Genomic DNA, 22,597 nt, shown 5'->3' with positions numbered 1-22,597 from the left:
TGCCTGCCTGTCACGCAGGAGATCGCGGGTTCGAATCCCGTCGGTTCCGCCATTATTGATTATTGTTTGGCTCAGTAGCTCAGTCGGTAGAGCAAAGGACTGAAAATCCTTGTGTCGGCGGTTCGATTCCGTTCTGAGCCACCATTTTATGTTAGCGTTTGTTTTAGGTGCGCCGTTGTAGCTCAACTGGTAGAGCAACTGACTTGTAATCAGTAGGTTGGGGGTTCAAGTCCTCTCGACGGCACCATATGGAGGATTAGTGAAGTGGCTAAACACGGCAGACTGTAAATCTGCTCTCATCGAGTTCGGTGGTTCGAATCCATCATCCTCCACCATTTCTTTTATAGGGGCATAGTTTAAGGGTAGAACAACGGTCTCCAAAACCGTTAGTGTGGGTTCAATTCCTGCTGCCCCTGCCAAAAGAAACTAATTTCATTCTTGTATGGCGGTCGTGGCGAAGTGGTTAACGCACCGGATTGTGGTTCCGGCATTCGTGGGTTCGAGACCCATCGGTCGCCCCATTTTTTTGTAGTTAGTCGTATTATGTGTTTGATAAGTTAGTATTTTTATTATGGCGGTCGTGGCGAAGTGGTTAACGCACCGGATTGTGGTTCCGGCATTCGTGGGTTCGAGACCCATCGGTCGCCCTTTTTTATATAAATGTTGGGGGTTAGCCAAGCGGTAAGGCAACGGACTTTGACTCCGTCATGCATAGGTTCAAATCCTATACCCCCAGCCATTATCTTGCGGACGTGGCTCAGCGGTAGAGCATCGCCTTGCCAAGGCGAGGGTCGCGGGTTCGATTCCCGTCGTCCGCTCCATTTTTATTTTATGGCGCCATAGCCAAGTGGTAAGGCACAGCTCTGCAAAAGCTTTATCCCCAGTTCAAATCTGGGTGGCGCCTTCATTAGTTTTGCGGGAGTGGCGGAATCGGCAGACGCACAGGACTTAAAATCCTGCGATAGGTTACTATCATACCAGTTCAAGTCTGGTCTTCCGCACCATTTAAAATTATTTGTACGCGCCCTTAGCTCAGCTGGATAGAGCGTTTGACTACGAATCAAAAGGCCAGGAGTTCGAATCTCTTAGGGCGCACCATTGTTATTACCATCAATTAGCCGATGTGGTGGAATTGGCAGACACGCCGCACTCAAAATGCGGTGCCGCGAGGCTTGCCGGTTCGAGTCCGGCCATCGGTATATAGAAAAAAGGGTTATATCATTGCTTTAGTAAGCAATGATATAACCCTTTTTTGTGTTTATCCGACCTAAGACGATAAAGTTCCCCGCCTTAGGTCTAGTATGAAAAACCGTCTGTGGTCTGTTTTGAAAAATCAAGATTAGACCTACAATAAGTACATAAGGAAAAGAGATGAAGGGTGGTGAGTATGGATGGATCAAAAGAAGCGAAAAGGTTTTGCGGTATTTCTAATTATCATTGGGGCGTTGATGCTTCTTGGGATTTTTGGTCCTTTGCTTGGTAGGTTATTGGGATTAGTATTTCCAATCGTTCTAATTGCTCTTGGTTATTACGGTGTTCGTAGTGGAAGAGTATTAATAGGTTGGATTATATTAACGATTGGTATTCTTTCCTTGATAGCTAAATTATCTTGGCTTATCGGACCCGTACTAGGAATTATCGTCATTGTGATTGGAATTTCACTTCTTAACAATAGGGGGAGAAGATTCTAGCCACCACCATTAAGAATTGTTTAAGGAGGGAGTAGAAGAATATGAGTGTTTTTCGTCGCATGAGAGATATCACAGTTGCAACACTAAATGAGCGTCTGGAGCAAGCGCAAGATCCGGTTAAGTTAATTGATCAGTTCCTTATAGCTACACGGGATGATATTAGAGAGGTTGAGAAGTTATATCAACAGGTTGCAACGCACACGAAGCAGTTGAAACAACAAGTTGATCAAGCCACCACGATGAGAGATAAACGTGAAGAACAAGCACTGATGGCGTTAAAAGCTGGTGAAGATGATCTAGCCAAATTAGCACTTCAAGAGAAAATTATTCATGAAGAGAAAGTTCAGCAATATGGAGAATTATTAGATGAGACTAGGTTGTCACTCCATGAGTTAGAGACTCAAATGAATGAGCTCAAGATGGAATATCAGTCAGTATACAGTAAACGTCAGTATTACGCTGCACGTATGGAGAATTTAAGAATACAACAACGAATGAATCAACGCATGGGTGAATTCGGTGGAAAAGATATTCCTAGAATGTTCAATCGGTTAGAAGATAACATGACAGATAGGGAATTTGAAGCTCGCAGTTTACGTGAACTCAGAAAGTCCGGGCAACAATTCTTGGATCAAGCGAGTGTTTCGGTATCTGCAATTTTGGAACAAGAGATGGCTAAATTGAAAAAGAAACTGAAAGATAATGGAAAGGAGTAACTTCATGAGTAAATTATATCGTTCCTCACGTAATAAAATGATTACAGGTTTATGTGGTGGACTATCAGAAATATGGGGAATGGATACAACACTACTAAGAATTATTTTATTGATTAGTATCCCGTTTACAAGTGGTACTTCACTCGTCATTTATTTCATTGCATCTTTAGTCATTCCGAAAGAGTATGCACCCCCATTTAATCAGTTTGGTAATGGGAGTCCTAACCATAGTCAACATGTGTATGGTGCTCCTAATCAGAATTATGGTGGCTCATTTCATAACGGTTCTGGTTCACAATATAACAACTCCAATCCAGGTGCATTCTCAAATACAGAGTCTAACCTAGATGACATGATGAAAGATATCGAGAAGAAGGCTCTAAAGAAAGAAGTCGAAGAATTAAAAGCTAAATTATCTAAGTACGAGAAGGGAGAAGTGTAAGATATGGGAGTATTCAAAAGAATTAAAGATATGACAAAGGCGTCGGTTAATGAGGTATTAGATAAAGTAGAGGATCCAATTGTGATGTTGAACCAGTATTTACGTGACATGGAAGCAGAGATTCACGAAGCTGAGGTTACTGTAGCGAAACAGATGGCTAATGAACGTCGTATGAAGCAACGTGTAGAAGAAGCCGTGAAGATGGGTGTACAACGTGAAACACAAGCCGAACTTGCTTTGAAGAATGGGCAAGAAGACATTGCACGTAAATTGCTAGAGGAAAAGATTTATTTTGATCAAAAGCAGTCTGAGTATCAAGAGGTATACGTACAATCCGAGATTCAAGCGAAAGAATTAGTACAACAGTTGCATGAGATGAAAGATGAATTTTATAAAATGCGCAATAAACGTAATGAATTAGTATCACGTGCGCAAATGGCAAAAGCAAAGAAGCAGATGTCACAGGTGAGTAGTCTACACACGATTGAAAGTGGTAGTGCATCGCTTGGGTTCAATCGTATGGAAGAAAAGATCATGCAATTAGAAGCAGAGGCTGATGTGATGCAAATTCCTTATCGCTCAGTACACGCAGGATACACGAACTCTTTAGATGCAGAGAAGAACCTAAAGGTGGAAGAACAGTTAAATGCCCTTAAAGGGAAGTTAAATGCACCAGCTTCAACAAAGCCTGAAAGTAATGAATAATTACTCTTTATAAACAATAGTATGATATGCTATATAGGGGAAGCCATACAGTGTGTAATTCCGCACTGCTATGGCTTTTCCAACTCCATAACGCATACAAATTACTAATAGAAGGAGGGCAATACTATGGATAAGAAGAAAAGGACCATGGCCATTGTACTTATAGCTTTTGGTGCACTAATACTTTTTGGCAAGTGGATTAGCTTCTTAACTATCGTAGCTCTTCTGTTATTGGTTCTTGGGGTATACAGAATACTTCATGGCCGTATTAAAAAAGGTTACATACTCCTTAGCGTGGGTGCCGGTCTAATTCTATTGGATCATTTGATCCTTATCGTTGCGATATGTTTAATCTCATTAGGATTATTCTATGCCAAATCTAAGAAGATCCATATCAAAGAAAACTTTATGCAAAAGACGAGCTTTATGTCAAATTTTGATTGGGATCAATCGCCATGGGTGATGAAAAGTATGAGTGTATGGCATGTCCTTGGTGAGAGTGATTTGGATGTGTCTCTTGCTATGCCAGAAGATAAGGAAACCGTGATTATGTTTCAAGGAATTATGGGTGATATGGATATGGATATACCCGATTATTATGGTATTGAAATAGAAGCCTTTGTTTTGTTTGGATCCATTAATTTCGATGGTAAACAAGATAGCGGCATGATGAATCGTTTGACATGGAAATCAGTGAATTATGTAGATAGTGAATATAAAGTTAAGTTTGTGGTGTCCTATATACTAGGAGATTTAGATATACGATTAACCTAAAGATAGGAGCGGTTCCTCTAGTGAAACCCAAGAAGCCTGTCAACATGTTGTCTAGAAGTATGGGTGAAGGAGCTATTATTTCTTTAATATTACTTCACAGTATTATTTATTTGTTATATACATATGGCTATTTAGCTCCTTTTAACACTTGGAAAGTTGAGTTTAAGACGGTTAGTACACTCCTAATTGTACCTGTTGGATTAGGTGTAATAAGTGGGTTTGTTCAAAGCTATCGGATGAAGCGCAAATTAGATCTTTTGCGGGTAACGTTATTGTCCTGGGAAAAAGGGAGCGTATCCCGTTCATTACCTATGCTTGGGCAAGACGAGGTAGGACGGTTAGGTGAACAATTCGGACGTATTAGTAAGAAATGGGAAGATCAAGTAACAACACTTCAACGATTATCTACACATAATGCAGAATTAGCAGAACAGGCAAGAGTATCTGCTATAGTTGAAGAACGACAGCGACTAGCTAGGGAATTACATGATGCTGTATCACAACAGTTGTTTGCAATTTCTATGACGGCAACAGCCGTTGGAAGAACACTGGATAAGGACTTTGATAAGGCGAAGCGGCAGGTTACCCTCATTGAGGAGATGTCAGCAGTTGCTCAATCGGAGATGCGAGCGTTACTTCTTCATCTACGCCCAGTATATTTAGAAGGAAAGCCTTTAGAACAAGGGTTAACTGAACTTGTAAATGAATTCAAAGTAAAGGTTCCTATGGATATCATCTTTGAAATGGATAAGGGTATTCATTTAATGAAAGGAATCGAGAATCATTTGTTTCGAATTATTCAAGAGGCTATGTCTAATACACTTCGTCATTCCAAAGCAAACAAGATGGAGATTCGAATTCATCAGAAACAGGACACCTTACGACTTGTCATCCGAGATGATGGAATTGGATTTGAACTGGATGATAAGAAGCAGACTTCATATGGTCTATTGAATATGAAAGAACGCGTAATGGAAATTGGTGGATCCATTCAATGGATTACAGCCATAAATAAAGGGACTAGAATAGAAATTGCAATTCCTATTGTACATGAAGAGACGGGGGTGGAGAACAATGCAGACCGATACGGAGATTAAAGTATTGTTAGTGGACGACCATGAGATGGTTAGAATAGGCCTTGCAGCAGTATTAGGGACGGAAGACGGAATAGAAGTGGTTGGAGAAGCTGGTAGTGGGGAAGAGGGTATCCGATTGGCTACGGAATATAAACCTAATGTAGTGCTAATGGATCTTGTTATGGATGGTATGGATGGCATAGAGACTACCAGACAAATATTGAAGTTGGACCCCGAATGTAAAGTTATCGTATTGACGAGTTATTTGGATGATGAAATGATGTATCCTGTGATCGAGGCAGGAGCATTTAGTTATTTACTTAAAACATCGCGTGCAAATGAAATTGCCGAAGCCATTCGTGCAGCAGCTCGTGGTCAATCTGTCCTAGAATCCCAAGTGGCGTCTAAAATGATGAATCGTATACGCCATCCACAAGTAGAGGCGGCACATAAAGAGTTAACGGATAGAGAAATGGATGTACTGCGTTTGATGGCGAAAGGTAAGTCAAATCAAGAGATTGCTGATGAACTTATCATAGGCATCAAAACGGTCAAATTTCATGTTACGAATATTTTATCTAAATTAAGTGTTGATGACCGTACACAGGCAGCGATTTACGCCTACAAGAATGGTTTAGCAGAATAGGTATAAAAAATAGTGAGTTGGACATTCTATTTAATAGATTCATAGATTTCGAATCGAAAGGTAGGATGCCATAATGGTACTTTCAAGCAAGTTTATTAAAATGATATTTATAGCATTTATATTAGGTATCAGTGTGATAGGATTAGCATGGAATACTTCTGAAGCTTCACAACGTATTGAAGAGAATACAAGCCTTGCAAGTGTACTCCAACTGGGTGAACAATTGATGGATTCTCCACATCGTGTGATTGTTAAATGGCAAGGTGAATGGATGAACGATGGCAATTTGAGTACATTAGAAGCAGCACAACAGCTAGCACATCATATGGGACTAACGTTACCACAAGTCTCACATGATACCGACCATGTCAACTATAAGTCACTGACAACCATGAACGGAATCACTATCACCATGTATTGGCAAGTGATTTCAAAGGACAAGAGTTATATGATACTGGCCGTAGAAGCCGACGATTCAACAGAACAAAGAACTATTATAGATTTTCAAGATAGATTTCAAACACAATGTCAAATAATGAAGATTAATGCTGTATGGAATATGTCCTTGCAAGGGAATGTTAAGGAAGCACAATCTATTGCGTTAACAATGAACATGGTTGAGAAGAGATTGCAATACCATATGAACTACAGTCAGGTAGAAACCTATCAAGATGTAACGACATTAAGTCACTCTTATCAAGTTCCTGGACTGGGGTTTAACTTAGTTAGTGGTGACAAATATATAGATTTACAAACAGCTGTTCATTATGATGAAACGTTAGGAGCGAATCGTATAACGATAGGATTTCCTATGATTACAATCGAATTCTGAATGAATAATATTCATATTATACATTAACCTGAGTAACTTTGTCAGGAATAAGATAGCATACTGGTTAACAATATGTTAGAATAAATTCACATCATTTAACCATTAACAAAAATGTAACACTGATATGATGCATAAAAATACACTATATTACATAGAAAGAATGAGGAGCCATGGCTGAGAACTTAAATCTTGAAGAATTACAGAACCCGAATGCAGTATTTTTTCTTTTTGGAGCAACTGGTGATTTAGCTAGGAGAAAACTGTTCCCTGCTATATATAGTTTGTATCGTGAAGGCAAATTGGCAGAGGATTTTGCAGTGATTGGAATTGCACGCCGACCAAGAACCCAAGAGGAATTTAGGGAAGACGTTTATAAATCCATTCAAGAATTCTGTCGATATAAGGCGGAAGATATGGAAGAATGGTATACATTCGCTCAGCATTTTGAATATAAATCTCTAGATATTAATGATATTAATGGATTTCGTGAATTAAAGGAACAAACAGAGAGAATTGAAGAACGTTATCATATTCCTGGTAATCGTATGTTCTATTTGGCATTGGCACCAGAATTGTTTGGAAGTGTCTCATCCAATTTAGAAATAGGTGGCATGCTTGATGGTAAAGGATGGAATCGTCTTGTGATCGAGAAGCCTTTCGGTTACGATTTGAAGTCTGCTGAAATCCTGAATGAGCAAATTCGACAAGTGTTTAAAGAAGAAGAAATATATAGGATTGACCATTATCTTGGGAAAGAAATGGTTCAGAATATCGAGGTTATTCGATTCTCAAATGCCCTATTTGAACCGCTATGGAATAATAAACATATTGCTAATATCCAGATCACTTTAAGTGAAACTGTAGGTGTTGAAGAGCGCGGTGGATATTATGACAATGCGGGTGCTATGAAGGATATGGGACAGAATCATATGCTTCAGACATTAGCTATGGTAGCGATGGAGCCACCAAGTCGGTTGTTGGCAGAAGATATCCGAGATGAGAAAGTTAAAGTACTTCGTTCACTTAGACCTTATTTGACCGTTGAAGAAGTAGAACGTAATGTCATTCGTGGACAATATGTTCAAGGCAATATTGGCGATACGCAGTTGCCTGCTTATCGCGATGAGGACAAGGTTAATCCTAACTCAAATACAGAGACCTATTTCGCTACACGCTTATTCGTCGACAATTTCCGTTGGGCAGGTGTTCCGTTCTATATCCGTACAGGAAAAAGGCTGCCGGTAAAGACAACTGAGATTGTTGTTGAGTTCCGCAGTATGCCAACGAATGTATATCTAGGTCAGAAACATAAGCTTGAACCGAACCTCTTGGTTATTCGTGTTAACCCTATGGAAGGAATTTACTTCAAGATTAATGCGAAGAAGCCAGGATCTGAAGCTGATATTCAATCGGTAGCGATGGACTTCTGTCAAAGTTGTATGATTGGCATTAACTCTCCAGAAGCATATGAACGTTTACTACATGATGCAGCACGTGGTGAATCCACTTATTTCACTCGTTGGGATGAAGTGGCATCAGCTTGGTCATTTGTAGACCGTATTGCTGAAGCATGGGCAGTTGAGCCTGATAAACTAAGCACTTATGCAGCAGGGACTTGGGGGCCTAAGGAAGCAGAAGAGCTTCTTGAACAGGATGGCTTCCATTGGTGGCCTGTAAATGGCCAAGATGAAGATAATGTGGTTTGGCAAAAGCTTAAATAAACTTTCTTAAAAATAATCATCCTCATGCAAGGTGGCATGAGGATGATTTGCGTGAAAAATGTGGTACAATAGTAGACATGAATTTAGAAATGAAGGGAATTATGAAATGAGCGAAGCAACAAACTCAACTTTGCAGAAGGAAGTGGATAAACGTAGAACTTTTGCGATTATTTCCCATCCAGATGCTGGGAAAACAACTTTAACTGAGAAATTACTTTTATTTGGTGGTGCTATTCGTTTAGCGGGTACTGTCAAATCACGTAAATCGAGCAAGCATGCGACAAGTGACTGGATGGAAATAGAGAAGCAACGTGGAATCTCGGTTACTTCTTCGGTGATGCAATTTGATTACGATGGACACCGCGTGAATATTCTAGATACACCAGGTCACCAAGATTTCAGTGAGGATACGTATCGTACCTTAACTGCTGCGGATAGTGCAGTGATGCTAATAGACGTTGCTAAGGGTGTCGAGCAACAGACAGTGAAGCTTTTTCAGGTATGCGCTAAACGAGGCATTCCCATCTTTACGTTTATAAATAAGTTAGATCGAGAAGGTCAAAGCCCTTTTGATCTTATGGAAGAGTTAGAACAAGTCTTAGGTATCCGATCAATCCCTATGAACTGGCCTATCGGCACAGGCCGTGATTTATGTGGTGTGTATGATCGTATGAAGAATCAAGTTGAGCTATTTCAAGGAAATGACCATTCTGTTATTAAAGTTCAGAAGGTAACTGGTTACCGTGATCCCATCATTCGTGAGATGGCGGGCGAGTATCTACATGACCAACTATGCCAGGATTTAGAACTTCTTGATGTAGCAGGAGATCCATTTGATCTTGAGAAGGTAAACTCCGGTGAGTTGACACCACTATTCTTTGGGAGTGCTATTAATAACTTCGGCGTACAGACTTTCTTAGAGAACTTCTTGGAACTGGCTCCTAAGCCAGAACCACGTCAAAGTGTGGGTGGTCTTGTAGAGCCGACGAATGAGAAATTCTCAGGTTATGTATTCAAAATTCAAGCGAATATGAACCCTGCCCATCGAGATAGAATTGCGTTCTTGCGTATTGTTTCAGGTACATTCACTCGTGGCATGAGCGTGAAGCATATCCGGGTTGGAAAAGATATTAAGCTGTCACAACCTCAACAATTTCTTGCTCAAGATCGAGATATTGTAGAAGAAGCCTATCCAGGTGATATCATTGGTTTATTTGATCCCGGGATTTTCCGGATAGGGGACTCATTAAGCCAGGAAAGTGATATGATCTTCGAAGAACTTCCGACATTCTCACCTGAGATTTTTGCAAAAGTTACAGTGAAGAATGCTCTCAAACATAAGCAATACCAAAAGGGTATTGACCAGCTGACGGAAGAAGGAACCATTCAAGTATTCAAGACGGTGAGTTTCGACGATACGATTCTTGGGGTTGTAGGCCAGTTGCAATTCGAAGTCTTTGAATACCGTATGAAGGGCGAATATGGTGTCGAAGTGCAGCTTCAGCGCATGCAATATCAATTCGCAAGATGGTTAATTGATGACAATGTGGATGCAAGTAAATTCAGAATCAACTCAACACTTGTTAAAGATAAAAAAGGAAACTATGTTGTATTATTTGAGAACGAGTATGCCATGAGAACCGCGATGGAGAAAAACCCGAATGCTAAGTTCTTAGAAATGGCTCCATAGACACAACGATAAAATCCCTCTAGCCTTTTAAAGGCTAGAGGGATTTTAATATAGTTCACTAAATTCCATACTCATGACATCAACCGACAACTTAGAGTAGTGGTGCAGGTGTAACCGATTGTAGATGCTTTTGAGCGATTTGTATTAATTCTTCTTGCTGAGGGTGTTCAATATCTTTCCATATCATCTCAAAGATAGCACCAAGACCAGGCAATGCTGCTTCTGGGCCATCCACAGAACCTTCAATCATTTCCCTAAGTTCGCTATCGTTCTTATTATGAACCTTGTGAATGATCGCTTGGCGTAAGTCGAGTACAATTGGCATCTCATTTCCTCCTCCTATGTGTAATTCCTTTTTAATATTCCCCTCTTGTAGTTCTCAAATTCAAGTTTGTGTAGCAATGTGTTATAATTATTGAATATATTTGAACAATCGGAGGTTAAGCAATGGCTAAAAGGCAGTATGCTATTATAGGTATGGGGAGATTTGGATCAAGCGTAGCAACAGCGCTTACGGATATGGGATATGACGTATTAGCTATTGATTCCAATGAACAACGAATTCAGGAAATTTCTAATATAGTCACTCATGCCGTATCTGCTAATTCAACGGATGAAGATGCCTTACGTGCACTCGGTATTCGGAATTTCGAAGTCGTTGTTGTTGCTATTGGTCAAGATATACAATCCAGCATTCTCACGACGCTTATACTGAAGGATATGGGTATAGCTACTTTAATTGTGAAAGCCCAGAATGAACTTCATGGGAAAGTATTGCAAAAGATTGGTGCGGATAAAGTGATATTCCCAGAGCGGGATATGGGGCTTCGTGTGGCTCATCATTTAACGTCACCTAATATTCTAGATTATATTGAGCTATCTGATGATTATAGTATTGTCGAGATGAAAACATCGTCTCATATGCTTGGTAAGAACCTTAAAGAACTAGAACTGAGAGCCCGTTTTGGATGTAACGTGATGGCGATCAAAACAGGTACTAAGATGAACATTTCCCCGAATGCCAATGAACTTTTAAGAGAAGAAGATGTCCTTGTGATATTGGGACAAAAAGATGATTTGAATAAACTAGAACAAGCATTTAATAAATAATTGTGGGTTCAGGATAAGGAAGAGATAAAGATGGATATCACATCGGTAAACAATGTAAGGGTAAAAGAATGGGCCCAATTGTTAGAAAAGAAGCATCGAGATCGGGATCACAAATATATAGTTGAAGGCGTTCATCTTGTCGAAGAAGCCTTGAAGGCTAAAGCTGATATTGAATGTATCGTATATGATGGTGCAAAAGGTGTGCCTGTGCAGTTGAAATCAATAGATAGTTATGATATGGAATGGATTGCTGCAACCGCAGCGGTGATTGGGAAATGTACAGATACGATTACTCCACAACCGATATTCGCCGTTATTCGTAAAAGGACAATGAACCTAGATCTGTTACTAGCTATTCGGAATAGTCTAGTGATGGTCTTAGACGGTGTTCAAGATCCTGGCAATGTAGGGACAATCATTCGTAGTGCAGATGCCGCAGGTGCAGATGGTGTAATTATAGGTCATGGATGTGCTGATATGTATAATCCTAAGACGATTCGATCCACGATGGGATCTTTTTTTCATCTACCTGTAGTGGAGGGGAACTTGCTCGATATTCTTCCCCAAGCGAAGCAGAACGGTGCTAAATTGATTAGTACTAGCTTACAGGCAACCAGTACATGTTATGAATATAATTTCGCATTTTTATCAACATGGTTAGTTGTGGGTAATGAAGCCAAAGGTGTGTCTGATCAAGTAGAGCAACTAGTCGATGAAAGATTGATTATTCCTATGCGAGGACAAGCTGAATCTTTGAATGTGGGCATGGCTTCCTCCATTCTTATGTTTGAGGCGATGAGACAAAGATATTATGTGTAATGATAACCATTCACTCTATGAACGATGGAGAAGTATTAAATAGTGCAACGGTTGTGCTATTTGCTCTGAAGACTTCCTAAGCGTTTCCGTGTTGAGTGTTTTGTTGTTATATAACACTGACTGATGATTACGTTGGAGTGAGAGGAAGATGAACCGAATGAGAAGAAACAAAATCATAACGTGGCAGATATATTATATGAGAAAGGGCTACTGAAGCGAACCAAACTATCTTTGTGTTTGTTCGGTGGGCTGACTACTTTTGTCATATACGGTGGTATCATTAATATTGGTTCGCTTCTTATGTTCACATCAGAGTTCTCATGGAAAGCTTTGATGACGACATATATCTCAGCGTTCTGGTTCGATATGGTGCATGCCATAGCTACCGTAGTGTTCCTTTTCTTTATTTCGCAGGCAATGATCGAAAAGTTAGATCGAATCAAAATTAAATATGGACTAGTTACTGTAAATCGAGATTAACTTGCGGATATTATAACCTATAGTGCATGGGACGAATACTTGTACAGCTTGGTAATCTAATGGTTACCAAGCAATAAGTGGTCGATAGTATATAATAGTTATAAGACACATTGTGATATAATTCACTAATTATATTCGTTTACTTTTATAAGATAGTAGTAGTCATGAATAATGACACATAAAGGGGTGATGAGATATGAAAATTGGTGAATTCTCAAGAAGGAATAAAGTAACACAAGATACGATACGCCATTATGTAGATATGGGGCTATTAGTTGTTGAGAAGCAGGGTTGTCAATATAGATTTACGGACGAAGATAGCCGGGATATCCAAGAAATCGTTAGGCTGAAACAATTAGACTTTTCATTAACCGAAATACAGGAAATTCTATGCTTTCATCGTCTTGAAGGGGATAAAACAGCCGAATATATAACGTTTTATATAGCTTTGTTAGAAAGAAAGAAGGATTATGTCATCCAAGAGCAACAAAAGTATCAAAACATAGAGTCCTTATTAACAGACAGAATAGATAATCTAAAAGCGGCCGGAAAAAGTAAACAGAGGAGTTTAGGTTTTCCGATATCCTCCATAGCTATATTACGTTGTCCTTGTTGTTTCGAATCGTTAGATTTCAGTAATGGCAATATAGAACGCAATATGATCTTAGAGGCTGATATTCAGTGTTCATGTGGTTACGCTGCAGTTATTGAAAAAGGAATATACATAGATAGAACAGTAACGAATAACAAAAAGGGAGCTCCTACGAAGACAGCATTCCTAGAGGTGACCTCAGCTAAATATATTAACTTTATGTATAACGGTATAACCACATTGATAGATTACTTACAGAATTACGGGAATAAGCCTAAGTATATATTGGAATTAGACCATTGTGTGGGTAGATTCCTGATGCAGTATATCGATTACTTACCCAACCAGTGTACCTATATTCTGAATTGTCAGGATAAAGAAAGAATAGCTAATATTAGAAGGAACCTAATGCTCCAGCATGAACATCATGAATTTATCTTTTTCTGTTGTGATGTAGACCGATTACCGTTAGCACAATCTACGATAGATATTATGATCGATCATGGATTAAGCAGAGCATATACCAAATCAACCAACCAATCATTACTGGAAGATGTATCTCCACTTCTTAAACCCGGGGGTGTATGGGCGGGATCCTATTTCAATCTAGGTACCAAATGTAGAGATTTTATGCGTATACCTATTGAATTAAGAGATGCTTATTCTAGAAATACAATGCTTGAGAAAATGGAAAGATTAGATCTAATGGAATTAGATGTGACAGATATAGGTCCGGTTATTGAGAAAAACGAATATCTTGAGTTAAATGATGCGGAACAATTTTTGACACTGTATGTGGGCAAGAAGAAGGCGAATTTAGACATCGTATTCTCAGAAAAGCATCATGAGCGGAAAAGAAATATGGTTTTATAAAACATTGGGTTGACCCCATGTAATCAACATATTAGCATTTTTATATGTGCAAAATTTCACAATGTCATGTTGACATGGTGATGACCCCACCATATAAGATACTAATTATATGATTAAGGTTGTATACATCAAGGGGGAATAACAATGAAAACAAGAATGAAGAAGGTTAGTATTGTGCTGTTGGCATTTATGTTAATGCTAAGTTTAGTTGCTTGTTCGAAGACGAATAATGATGGGAAATCAGATTCGAATGTAACTAAAGCGGCGGCGATTTATACAGCAGGTACGTACACAGCGAAGGCTGAGGGTAACAATGGTGATGTGACGGTAGAAGTTGTGTTTGATGATTATTCAATTGTTTCGGTAAAGGTGAAAGAACAGACTGAAACGGAAGGTCTTAGTAATACGCCATTTGAACGGATTCCTCAGCAAATTGTTGAAGGACAGACATTGGCTGTTGATGTTGTATCAGGTGCGACCCATTCATCCAATGCGATTCTTGCTGCGGTTGAAGATTGTGTGAAGCAAGCTGGAGGAGATGTAGCTGCTCTAAAGGTAGCTGTTATTAAGGATGATATAGAACAGAAGGAAACCGAAATAACTACGGATGTCGTTGTTATTGGTGGAGGAGGAACAGGGCTTGCTGCCGCTGGTTCAGCTTTTGAGAATGGTGCAAAGGTCGTTGTTCTAGAGAAATTAGCTACATTAGGTGGTTCTACAAGTCTATCTGGCGGTGCAATTGCTGCAACAGGAAGTCGCTTCCAAAAGGAGCTTGGAGTGGAAGACTCACCTGCAGCATGGGAGAAGCTGTGGAAAGAACGCCAAAGTACGAGTAATCCAGATAGTGAATATCCAGATTATGATCGTGTAAAGACATTTATGAATGATGCAGTAGATACTACGCATTGGTTAGTTGATAATATGAATCACACGTATAGATCCGTTGAAGGATATGGTGTAGACCCTGTAGTACGTCTACATTTCCCTGAGAAAAGTGGCGCATCCATCATTGCAAATATGGAAAAGACACTAAATGATAATGGTGTTGATATTCTAACAGAGACAACGGCTACGGAATTAATGACGGATGATCAAGGTAATGTAGTTGGTGTAGTTGCTACGAATGCAGAAGGAAAGCTTATCATTCATGCCAAAAAGGTAATTATCGCATCTGGAGGATTCGCTAAGAGTGAGGAATTAATGAATCGTTTCTTACCAGATTTCGTTAAGAATATGGACATCAGCGCAGCTTCTGCTGGTAGTACAGGTGACGGAATTGTCATGGCAGAGAAATTAGGCGCGGAGTTATATGAAGATCCATGGATTATCGGACTAGGTATGACAGCTCGTATTCCTGGATTAGCGGCAGTTGAATGGGATACTACAAAAGTCTATATCAATGAAAAAGGCGAGCGCTTTATGAATGAAAATAGTCATTACGCTATCGTAACGAATAAAGTGGCTGTTAACGAACAAGTATGGATGGTCTTAGATTCAAGTGATGCGAATGCCAAAACAATTACAACGCTTGAGGCTAATCTTCCTAGTGATGAAATTGCTGTAGGTAATTCCTTTGCAGAATTAGCCGCTGCGATGAAGATTACGGGAGATCAATTCGTACAAACAATGGATACTTTCAATGCGGGAGTGACCTCAGGAAAAGATGCTTTTGGTAAAGAAGCTACAACACTTGTTCCTGTTAACAAAGGACCATTCTATGCAGTGAAAAATTATCCGAGAACAATGGGTACTTTTGGTGGAGTGAAGATCGACGAGAATTATCGTGTTCTAAAAGCGGATGGCTCCATCATTAACAATCTTTATGCAGGTGGAGAAGCGGCGAATCGTTATCTTTACAATCAAGTCTACATGACAGGTAGCGCGGTTCAGTATGCGTTAACTAGTGGTCGCTTAAGTGGTGAACATGCAACTAAAGCTATTGCAGAAGCAAAGTAAACATGTAACAAGATAAAGGCAAAGAACATTCATGGGGTAAATGACCTGATGAGATGTTCTTTGCCTTCTTTTTTGATATACCCATTCATATGCTTCTATAAAGACATGTTCTTTGCATTGGAGGTTGACGATGAGAAGAAGGACGAAGTGGCGTAGCCAGTCCAGTAGTAAACCAGGCAGTAGACGAAGATTATGGCTTGTAGGAATGCTTATCTGTTTCATTATATTGATTCAAGGATTTGCGTATATAGATCATAATCTGAAGCCACCCATTATGCATTTGGCAAAGATTAGAGTGAAACAGTTAGCTACGGAGGCAATCAATCAGGCAATCAGTTCTCAAGTCTCACAGGGACAAGATTACGATGAGCTTGTGAATTGGAAGATGGATAAGTCGGGTAAAGTTGCTGGATTTATGTTGAATTATACGGAACATATGAGAATAACCTCTAATACATTTAATGTTGTTCAAGATACATTAAATAATGTACATCAATTATCAGAACAGATTCCTGTTGGAATGGCTCTGGGTAGCCCGATGCTAGCCTCTTTCGGGCCTGGAATTCCGGTGCGTGTAGAACCGCAGGGAGCAGCGAAAGTTGAATTATCAACAAGACAGCATGATGCCGGTATTAATATGATTCTAGTTGAAGTATATATTCATGTCAGTGTAGATGTCGCTGTCGTTATTCCATTCGATATGGAACACGAGGTAATCGACACAGAAATTCCGATATCTTATCTGCTTGTGGTAGGAGATGTGCCTATGTATTATTATAATTCGAAAGGTCAACCTGTGGGTGGAAATGGAGAGAGTGCACCAAACATTTCTATTCCATTAGGTGCGGGGGACCAATCCGAGGATGTTAAAATACAGAATCCAATGACGGCTACCCCCAAAGCATCTGATATGGAACATCCTTAATAAGGACAACAAACACTACTTCTTTTTCTTTCGAGATTTTCGTTCCCCTAATTCCCACTGATGAAGAAGCGGATATGGATCAAAGGACCATTCCATGAGTCCGCTATCGCGATAGATTCCATAGTGAAGGTGTGGAGGGAATTTACCTTGTGTACCAGGTTTACCATAACCTGAACTACCTACATAGCCAATGACTTGTCCGGAGATTACCATATCCCCTGCTTTCAGACTTTTTTCATATCCCATAAGATGTGCATAATAATGATATTGATTGTTAATATCCCGTATACCAATTCGCCATCCACCATAAGAATTCCAGCCTTTTAATTCAACAACTCCATAGCTTGTACTACGAACGGGAACACCATAACCTGCAAATAGATCTGTTCCTTCATGAATACGAAAGCCACCCCAATTGCGCCCAGTCCCCCAAGTACTACGGTAAGAATAGTGACTAGTAATGGGAAGAGGAAATGTGTGTCGATTTAATTCAGAAGGGCTATATTTATCATATAGTTTGGAGAATTGTAATATACGTTGGACAGCACGGCTATTGTTATAGTATTCCCATACCGCAATGCTGAAATCATTCTGTGATTGACCGTATTTAAGAAGATGACTAGCCATGCTATATAGAACATCCATGTCGTTATTGATATCTGCAACCTGGTCGCCCGATCCATCTCTACCTATGCCACCAAAGAGGGATATAGATAATGGGTTATCATCATTGGAATTAGGATTGAGAGCACCAGACCAAGCTGTAGGGGTAATATATATGCCACTAAGACGCGCAGGATGCGCACGACTTTTGGGATGAGCCTTCGTTAAAGTTCGTTCATATTGATCTATGGCAGCCATGCGATTCCATGGAATTTGCGTGACGATACTGATCTTGTCATAGAGGTTTCGACGTAATGAATAGACATCATCTTTCTGTAGATTATCGGTTCCTTTTGATGTCTGCGGCACTTCAGAAGCATGTATAGGTGTGTAGTAGCACACGGTTAGTATGGTAGAAATACATATGCAAACCAAACGACGTATAACATTATTATTCTTTTGCCTAAGAGTGATCACTTGCTGACCTCCTGATGGTTTAATAAGAACGGTGAATGACTAAACAAATGACTTACAATGTCTTGCCTTAGGTTTAATCAATTTGTTTGTTTTTATCCAAAGTATTTTTTAGGTGTAAAAACAAGGTAATGGACAGAAATTCATGATATACTAAGAAAATTGATAGGATAAAACAGGGTATGAAAGGTGGTATATTGAATTGTCGAGAAGTACCACGAAAGAACCTAAACCAGATTGGATTCGAATCAAATTAACAACGGGTGATAACTACCAAGAAATCAAGAACATGATGCGAGCAAAGACACTTCATACGGTATGTGAAGAAGCACGATGTCCTAATATTTATGAATGCTGGGCTAACCGTACCGCAACATTTATGATTCTAGGTGATATATGTACACGCGCTTGTCGTTTTTGTGCAGTAAATACAGGAATGCCTACAGAATTAGATTTAGAAGAGCCAGAACGTGTCGCCGAGGCTGCTGAGAGTATGAATCTTCAACATTGTGTCATTACAAGCGTAGCGCGTGATGATTTACAAGATGGCGGAGCTTCTATCTTCGTAGCCACAATCCATGCTGTTCGAAAACGGTTACCCCTTTGTAGTGTAGAAGTGTTGATTCCAGATTTTCTAGGGAATCCCGAGGCGCTACGGCTGGTGATGGAAGCTAAACCTGATATCTTGAATCACAATATAGAGACCGTAGAGCGTCTATCGGACCGCGTTCGTGCGAAGGCCAAGTATAGTAGATCTTTGGATCTATTACGTGATGCGAAAAAGTGGATGCCAGACATCCCAACGAAATCAAGTATTATGCTGGGGCTTGGGGAAGAATGGGATGAAATATTAAAGGCGATGGATGATTTGAGAGCAGTTGATTGTAATATACTGACACTAGGGCAGTATCTACAACCTTCACAAAAGCATCTAGACGTAGTGAAGTATATCCCGCCAGAAGATTTCGCAACGTTAAAAGTAGAAGGATTGAAAAGGGGCTTCAGTCATGTTGAATCTGCACCACTTGTGCGTAGTTCTTATCGCGCCCATGAACAAGTGAAATCAGCTAGGCAACAGCTCTAAGGAAGTTCATTAGGATAGGAAAGGCAGGGGGATTCTTTGTGATTGTTGGCGATGGAAAAAGATATGACATATTAAAAGATCATAAAAGTGGTTGGAATGAAGACGCCTTCCAAGATCGATATAGTGATGTGTTAGAAAGATACGATTATATTATTGGTGACTGGGGTTACAGTCAGTTGCGATTGAAAGGATTCTATAAAGACAGCCATCCAAAAGCTACGAAGGAATCAGCATTCTCAAGTATGGTTGATTATATTAATGAATACTGTAATTTCGGTTGTGCGTACTTTGTTCTTCAGAAGAACCGTGAACCGCAACCCAAAGAAATAGAAAAGACAAAAGCAGCCCTTGAGTAAAGGGCTGCTTTTGTGCATCTGCGCATACAAGAAATACTTATCGTAAAAAGGCTGAACGTACACGATTCCAGAATGGATATGGTCGATAACGAGCAAAGCTGATTTTGTGTTCAGATACTTTACAGCTGATAGATATTAAATCTTCAACAGGAATGGTAATGTGATCAATGGTTATAAGCAAACGCTGATCTGAACTAGGTATAATATCGCACTTATGGTGACTTGGGAGTAGTAAAGGGGCACCCATTGTTCGATAAACTCGGTTATTTATGGAGGCTATCTCCGTAATTTGTATAGCTTCAATGGATGGATGAATCATGGCTCCGCCAAGGCTCTTATTATAGGCTGTACTTCCTGAAGGCGTGGAGACACAAATACCATCACCTCTGAACATTTCGAATGCAACATCATTGATGTCGATTTGAGCGACGAGCGTGGCGTATACACCTTTGAGTGTGAATTCATTTAGGGCTAAATGTGTACTTGTCCCAGATTCTTGATGAATAGTAAGCTCAATGAGCGGATATTTAACAATACGTGCAGAGTTGGTCATACATAATTGATTATGACTCATAAGTTCAACTAATTCAGCTAGTTCATCTGATTTCCAATCTGAGTAAAATCCAAGATGGCCTGTATGTACGCCAACAAAGGCAATGTTAGGGATATGTTCTCTAAAAGTATGAAAGGCGTGCAACATGGTGCCGTCCCCACCAATAGAAATTACAATTTCCGGCGATACGGCATCTAATTCAAAATTACGCTGTGCCGCAAGTGTATGGAATTGATCTGCTAAATCAACAGATAAGTGATCCCCACGGTCCAGAACATAGTATCTCAAGGGTGATAAGCTCCTTTATCATGAGTTTATATCGATCATAATCAATATTAGGACAGAACACAACTATTCATTTGCTAACAGTACACATTATATAGGCCCACACAGACTTTATATAATGATAAACAGCAGAAAGTATAACAATGCTAATGAGTAATACAATGAAAATACAGATCACATACATATAACTTTGAGGAAATATACTAGTCAAGACCTCTTGTGGGTCTATGACTAGGGGAATCATCGTTTGCTGTGACTCCAAATGTCCAGCTAGTGGCTCCCATAGTAATAACACGATACAAGCAGAGAAGATTCCGTGTGCTAAACGTGCAATGAGGAATGGCCAATATCTAATGTTGGTGGAATGAAGAATACTTGCAATTTGTGCATGGACAGATAGACCACCCCAGGAGAGAATAAAAGCAGCAGCAGTCACTTTGAAGGATAACGGTATCATGCTTGTCGGATCACCAGCAAAGCGAGCTCCTAGTGTAACTTCAAAGATTCCGCCCACAAAGGATGTAGAGAGAGCAGTAGGTAGACCGCACAAAGCTAATATTTGCTCAATAAATACATACAACCATTTCATGATCCCTACTTGCGTAAGTAATTCAAGGAATACAGAAAAGAAAACAACGAGTCCGCCCACAACAATAATGAGGTGCAGTGATGATTGTATCGCTTGTTGTAACAGTTCCAATAGATTTCTTCCGTCATTCATTCGTGCTGTATGCATGGCATGAAGGGCTTCCTTCAATCGGTTACCCTGTCGTTTAGGATGTTTAGCAGAGGTATCTTTCGTAGATGTTGTTGATCTTGCACCATGAAATCGCATAAGAATCCCTACGAGCAATCCTCCTCCATAATGAGCAATTGCCAATACGGGAACAATCAATTGGTTATGAAAAAAGCCGATGGAAACAGCTCCAATGAGGAAGATCGGATCAGAAGATGTTGTGAAGGCAACCAAACGCTCTCCTTCATCTCGATTAATCATTTTTTGTTCCCATAATTGTGCTGTTAATTTCGCCCCGATTGGATAACCAGAAACATAACCCATCGCAGCCACGAAACCGCCACTTCCAGGAATTCGAAAGACGGGTCTCATAATGGGGTCAAGTAATGTTCCTATTAAATGTACAACACCAATACCCAATAACACTTCAGATATAATAAAGAATGGGAATAGTGATGGGAATAATACGTCCCACCAAATCGCTAATCCCCTGATACTTGCATCTAGATAAGCGACTGGATACACAACCATGAGTGATAGAATTCCTATTAATAAGATGATTATAACAAGGATTCCATAATTTTTGATACGCATCATCTGCGCCTCCTGACCTAATCCAACTTCAAGCGAATTCAACCCGTTATACCTAGTTTTATGTCAGGGAGTGGACAAACATGACTACTTAATTTAGGTAAGCGTTTACATTACTGCGTGTTTTTTCAGATTAACTATGATAAAATAACTATATTAAAGCTTATCTTCCAATGCCGTATATGATAAGAATGGAGTGATGGAACTGTGGGTGTGATTACGGGTATTCTCGTCTGTGCTTTCGTGTATGTGATCAGAGCCTCTTTGATTCATTCGGGGGAAGAGGATTGGAGTAGTTACTAACTTAACCTAAAGGTGCTAAACAGATTTCTGTTTGGCACCTTCTTTGTGAAATACATAGATGATGTATCTAATGGTAAATCATCCAAGATATAAGGTATACTATAGTACAGTTATATATATGAAATAAAGGTGGGTGACTTCTTAGTGAATTCTAATCAAAGTATTTATGACAATATTGGTGGGCCAGATGGCTTGCGTGCCTTGGTAGAAGCTTTCTATCCGAAGGTACAGAATGATCCGTTATTGAGCCCCCTGTTCCCAGAAGATATTCATCCGATTATGGACAAACAGTATATGTTCTTAAGTCAATTTTTTGGTGGTCCATCCCTGTATTCTGACGAGTATGGACATCCTATGATGAGAGCAAGGCATTTACCCTTTCCTATTACCAAAGAACACAGTCAAGCTTGGCTCAATTGTATGAGTGAAGCGTTAATTGAAATTGGGATCGACGAGCCTCTAAGAGGATTTGTGTTAAATCGTCTTTCTGGTCCAGCGCATCATTTCGTAAATACGCCATCATAGAGTCACAACATTGAAATTATTCGCATACGAAAGGATGTA

General features: G+C 39.8%; 23 protein-coding genes and 12 tRNA genes. 31 read left to right on the top strand and 4 right to left on the bottom strand.

All coding sequences use genetic code 11. The features are described 5' to 3' along the window. Window positions 1-68: 68 nt before the first annotated feature. The 22 genes from ACH8E3_RS14965 (at window position 69) to ACH8E3_RS14860 (ending at window position 10,293) form a co-directional block, all read left to right on the top strand. Window positions 69-144: transfer RNA gene (locus ACH8E3_RS14965), tRNA-Phe, on the top strand. A gap of 27 nt (window positions 145-171) precedes the next feature. Then, window positions 172-247, top strand: a tRNA-Thr gene (locus tag ACH8E3_RS14960). Between the two features lie 3 nt (window positions 248-250). Beyond that, window positions 251-335 (top strand) — tRNA-Tyr (locus tag ACH8E3_RS14955). A gap of 10 nt (window positions 336-345) precedes the next feature. After that, window positions 346-419 (top strand) — tRNA-Trp (locus ACH8E3_RS14950). A gap of 26 nt (window positions 420-445) precedes the next feature. Beyond that, window positions 446-521, top strand: a tRNA-His gene (locus ACH8E3_RS14945). 53 nt (window positions 522-574) lie between these two features. After that, window positions 575-647: transfer RNA gene (locus tag ACH8E3_RS14940), tRNA-His, on the top strand. A 17-nt stretch (window positions 648-664) separates the two neighbouring features. Further along, window positions 665-739 (top strand) — tRNA-Gln (locus ACH8E3_RS14935). A 7-nt stretch (window positions 740-746) separates the two neighbouring features. Further along, a tRNA-Gly gene (locus tag ACH8E3_RS14930) sits at window positions 747-821 on the top strand. A 12-nt stretch (window positions 822-833) separates the two neighbouring features. Continuing rightward, a tRNA-Cys gene (locus ACH8E3_RS14925) sits at window positions 834-904 on the top strand. 11 nt (window positions 905-915) lie between these two features. Then, a tRNA-Leu gene (locus ACH8E3_RS14920) sits at window positions 916-1,004 on the top strand. A 17-nt stretch (window positions 1,005-1,021) separates the two neighbouring features. Further along, window positions 1,022-1,098 (top strand) — tRNA-Arg (locus tag ACH8E3_RS14915). A gap of 19 nt (window positions 1,099-1,117) precedes the next feature. Then, window positions 1,118-1,199: transfer RNA gene (locus ACH8E3_RS14910), tRNA-Leu, on the top strand. 192 nt (window positions 1,200-1,391) lie between these two features. Beyond that, entirely contained in the window at window positions 1,392-1,691 is a 300-nt protein-coding gene (locus tag ACH8E3_RS14905) for a hypothetical protein (RefSeq protein WP_458633439.1), read from the top strand. 41 nt (window positions 1,692-1,732) lie between these two features. Further along, complete coding sequence (locus ACH8E3_RS14900) at window positions 1,733-2,407, top strand: PspA/IM30 family protein (protein ID WP_458633438.1); 675 nt, start codon at window positions 1,733-1,735, stop codon at window positions 2,405-2,407. A 4-nt stretch (window positions 2,408-2,411) separates the two neighbouring features. Further along, window positions 2,412-2,849, top strand: a complete 438-nt coding sequence (locus tag ACH8E3_RS14895; protein ID WP_458633437.1) for a PspC domain-containing protein — start codon at window positions 2,412-2,414, stop codon at window positions 2,847-2,849. A 3-nt stretch (window positions 2,850-2,852) separates the two neighbouring features. Then, the gene (locus ACH8E3_RS14890) at window positions 2,853-3,554 is read left to right on the top strand and encodes a PspA/IM30 family protein (protein WP_458633436.1); all 702 of its coding nucleotides are present in this window, start codon (window positions 2,853-2,855) and stop codon (window positions 3,552-3,554) included. 126 nt (window positions 3,555-3,680) lie between these two features. After that, a complete protein-coding gene (gene liaF / locus ACH8E3_RS14885) occupies window positions 3,681-4,328 on the top strand; it encodes a cell wall-active antibiotics response protein LiaF (protein ID WP_458633435.1) in 648 nt (215 codons plus the stop codon). A gap of 20 nt (window positions 4,329-4,348) precedes the next feature. Further along, the gene (locus ACH8E3_RS14880) at window positions 4,349-5,425 is read left to right on the top strand and encodes a sensor histidine kinase (RefSeq protein WP_458633434.1); all 1,077 of its coding nucleotides are present in this window, start codon (window positions 4,349-4,351) and stop codon (window positions 5,423-5,425) included. Beyond that, window positions 5,403-6,050, top strand: coding sequence for a response regulator (locus ACH8E3_RS14875; RefSeq protein ID WP_458633433.1), 648 nt, complete (start codon window positions 5,403-5,405; stop codon window positions 6,048-6,050). The genes ACH8E3_RS14880 and ACH8E3_RS14875 overlap by 23 nt, the downstream gene beginning before the upstream one ends. Before the next feature lie 73 nt (window positions 6,051-6,123). Beyond that, window positions 6,124-6,882, top strand: coding sequence for a YwmB family TATA-box binding protein (locus ACH8E3_RS14870; protein WP_458633432.1), 759 nt, complete (start codon window positions 6,124-6,126; stop codon window positions 6,880-6,882). Window positions 6,883-7,052: 170 nt separating this feature from the next. Then, window positions 7,053-8,603, top strand: a complete 1,551-nt coding sequence (gene zwf / locus ACH8E3_RS14865) for a glucose-6-phosphate dehydrogenase (protein WP_458633431.1) — start codon at window positions 7,053-7,055, stop codon at window positions 8,601-8,603. Window positions 8,604-8,709: 106 nt separating this feature from the next. Next, window positions 8,710-10,293 (top strand): peptide chain release factor 3, encoded by a 1,584-nt coding sequence (locus tag ACH8E3_RS14860; RefSeq protein ID WP_458633430.1) that lies wholly within the window; start codon window positions 8,710-8,712, stop codon window positions 10,291-10,293. A 91-nt stretch (window positions 10,294-10,384) separates the two neighbouring features. Here the strand turns inward: ACH8E3_RS14860 and sspI are convergent, their stop codons facing one another. Next, window positions 10,385-10,618 (bottom strand): small acid-soluble spore protein SspI, encoded by a 234-nt coding sequence (gene sspI, locus ACH8E3_RS14855; protein WP_458633429.1) that lies wholly within the window; start codon window positions 10,616-10,618, stop codon window positions 10,385-10,387. A 122-nt stretch (window positions 10,619-10,740) separates the two neighbouring features. On the opposite strand from sspI, the gene ACH8E3_RS14850 reads away from it, so the two are divergent. From ACH8E3_RS14850 to yunB, 6 genes are all read left to right on the top strand, one after another. After that, window positions 10,741-11,403: a potassium channel family protein gene (locus ACH8E3_RS14850; RefSeq protein WP_458633428.1), complete on the top strand. Its 663-nt coding sequence runs from the start codon at window positions 10,741-10,743 to the stop codon at window positions 11,401-11,403. Between the two features lie 30 nt (window positions 11,404-11,433). After that, window positions 11,434-12,222, top strand: a complete 789-nt coding sequence (locus tag ACH8E3_RS14845) for a TrmH family RNA methyltransferase (RefSeq protein ID WP_458633427.1) — start codon at window positions 11,434-11,436, stop codon at window positions 12,220-12,222. A gap of 180 nt (window positions 12,223-12,402) precedes the next feature. Continuing rightward, window positions 12,403-12,702 (top strand): hypothetical protein, encoded by a 300-nt coding sequence (locus ACH8E3_RS14840; RefSeq protein WP_458633426.1) that lies wholly within the window; start codon window positions 12,403-12,405, stop codon window positions 12,700-12,702. A 196-nt stretch (window positions 12,703-12,898) separates the two neighbouring features. Continuing rightward, window positions 12,899-14,167 (top strand): MerR family transcriptional regulator, encoded by a 1,269-nt coding sequence (locus tag ACH8E3_RS14835; RefSeq protein WP_458633425.1) that lies wholly within the window; start codon window positions 12,899-12,901, stop codon window positions 14,165-14,167. Window positions 14,168-14,311: 144 nt separating this feature from the next. After that, window positions 14,312-16,123, top strand: coding sequence for an FAD-dependent oxidoreductase (locus ACH8E3_RS14830; protein ID WP_458633424.1), 1,812 nt, complete (start codon window positions 14,312-14,314; stop codon window positions 16,121-16,123). Between the two features lie 130 nt (window positions 16,124-16,253). Beyond that, window positions 16,254-17,048 carry a sporulation protein YunB gene (gene yunB, locus ACH8E3_RS14825; protein WP_458633423.1) on the top strand — a complete coding sequence of 265 codons (795 nt, stop codon included), beginning with the start codon at window positions 16,254-16,256 and terminating at the stop codon, window positions 17,046-17,048. 15 nt (window positions 17,049-17,063) lie between these two features. Here yunB and ACH8E3_RS14820 read toward each other — a convergent pair whose 3' ends face one another. After that, window positions 17,064-18,125: a M23 family metallopeptidase gene (locus tag ACH8E3_RS14820; protein ID WP_458633441.1), complete on the bottom strand. Its 1,062-nt coding sequence runs from the start codon at window positions 18,123-18,125 to the stop codon at window positions 17,064-17,066. Between the two features lie 202 nt (window positions 18,126-18,327). Here ACH8E3_RS14820 and lipA point away from each other — a divergent pair, with 202 nt between their 5' ends. After that, window positions 18,328-19,209 (top strand): lipoyl synthase, encoded by an 882-nt coding sequence (lipA, locus tag ACH8E3_RS14815; RefSeq protein WP_458633422.1) that lies wholly within the window; start codon window positions 18,328-18,330, stop codon window positions 19,207-19,209. 38 nt (window positions 19,210-19,247) lie between these two features. After that, window positions 19,248-19,565, top strand: coding sequence for a YutD family protein (locus ACH8E3_RS14810; protein WP_458633421.1), 318 nt, complete (start codon window positions 19,248-19,250; stop codon window positions 19,563-19,565). A 37-nt stretch (window positions 19,566-19,602) separates the two neighbouring features. On the opposite strand, the gene ACH8E3_RS14805 is transcribed toward ACH8E3_RS14810, so the two are convergent. After that, the gene (locus tag ACH8E3_RS14805) at window positions 19,603-20,406 is read right to left on the bottom strand and encodes an NAD kinase (protein WP_458633420.1); all 804 of its coding nucleotides are present in this window, start codon (window positions 20,404-20,406) and stop codon (window positions 19,603-19,605) included. Between the two features lie 67 nt (window positions 20,407-20,473). Beyond that, on the bottom strand, window positions 20,474-21,736 hold the full coding sequence (gene ylbJ / locus ACH8E3_RS14800; RefSeq protein ID WP_458633419.1) for a sporulation integral membrane protein YlbJ: 1,263 nt from the start codon (window positions 21,734-21,736) through the stop codon (window positions 20,474-20,476). Window positions 21,737-22,177: 441 nt separating this feature from the next. On the opposite strand from ylbJ, the gene ACH8E3_RS14795 reads away from it, so the two are divergent. Next, complete coding sequence (locus ACH8E3_RS14795; protein ID WP_458633418.1) at window positions 22,178-22,558, top strand: globin domain-containing protein; 381 nt, start codon at window positions 22,178-22,180, stop codon at window positions 22,556-22,558. Window positions 22,559-22,597 lie beyond the last annotated feature (39 nt).

The sequence above is a fragment of the Paenibacillus sp. CMAA1364 genome (genome assembly GCF_054373195.1).
This window is presented reverse-complemented; position numbering and strand designations above follow the sequence as displayed.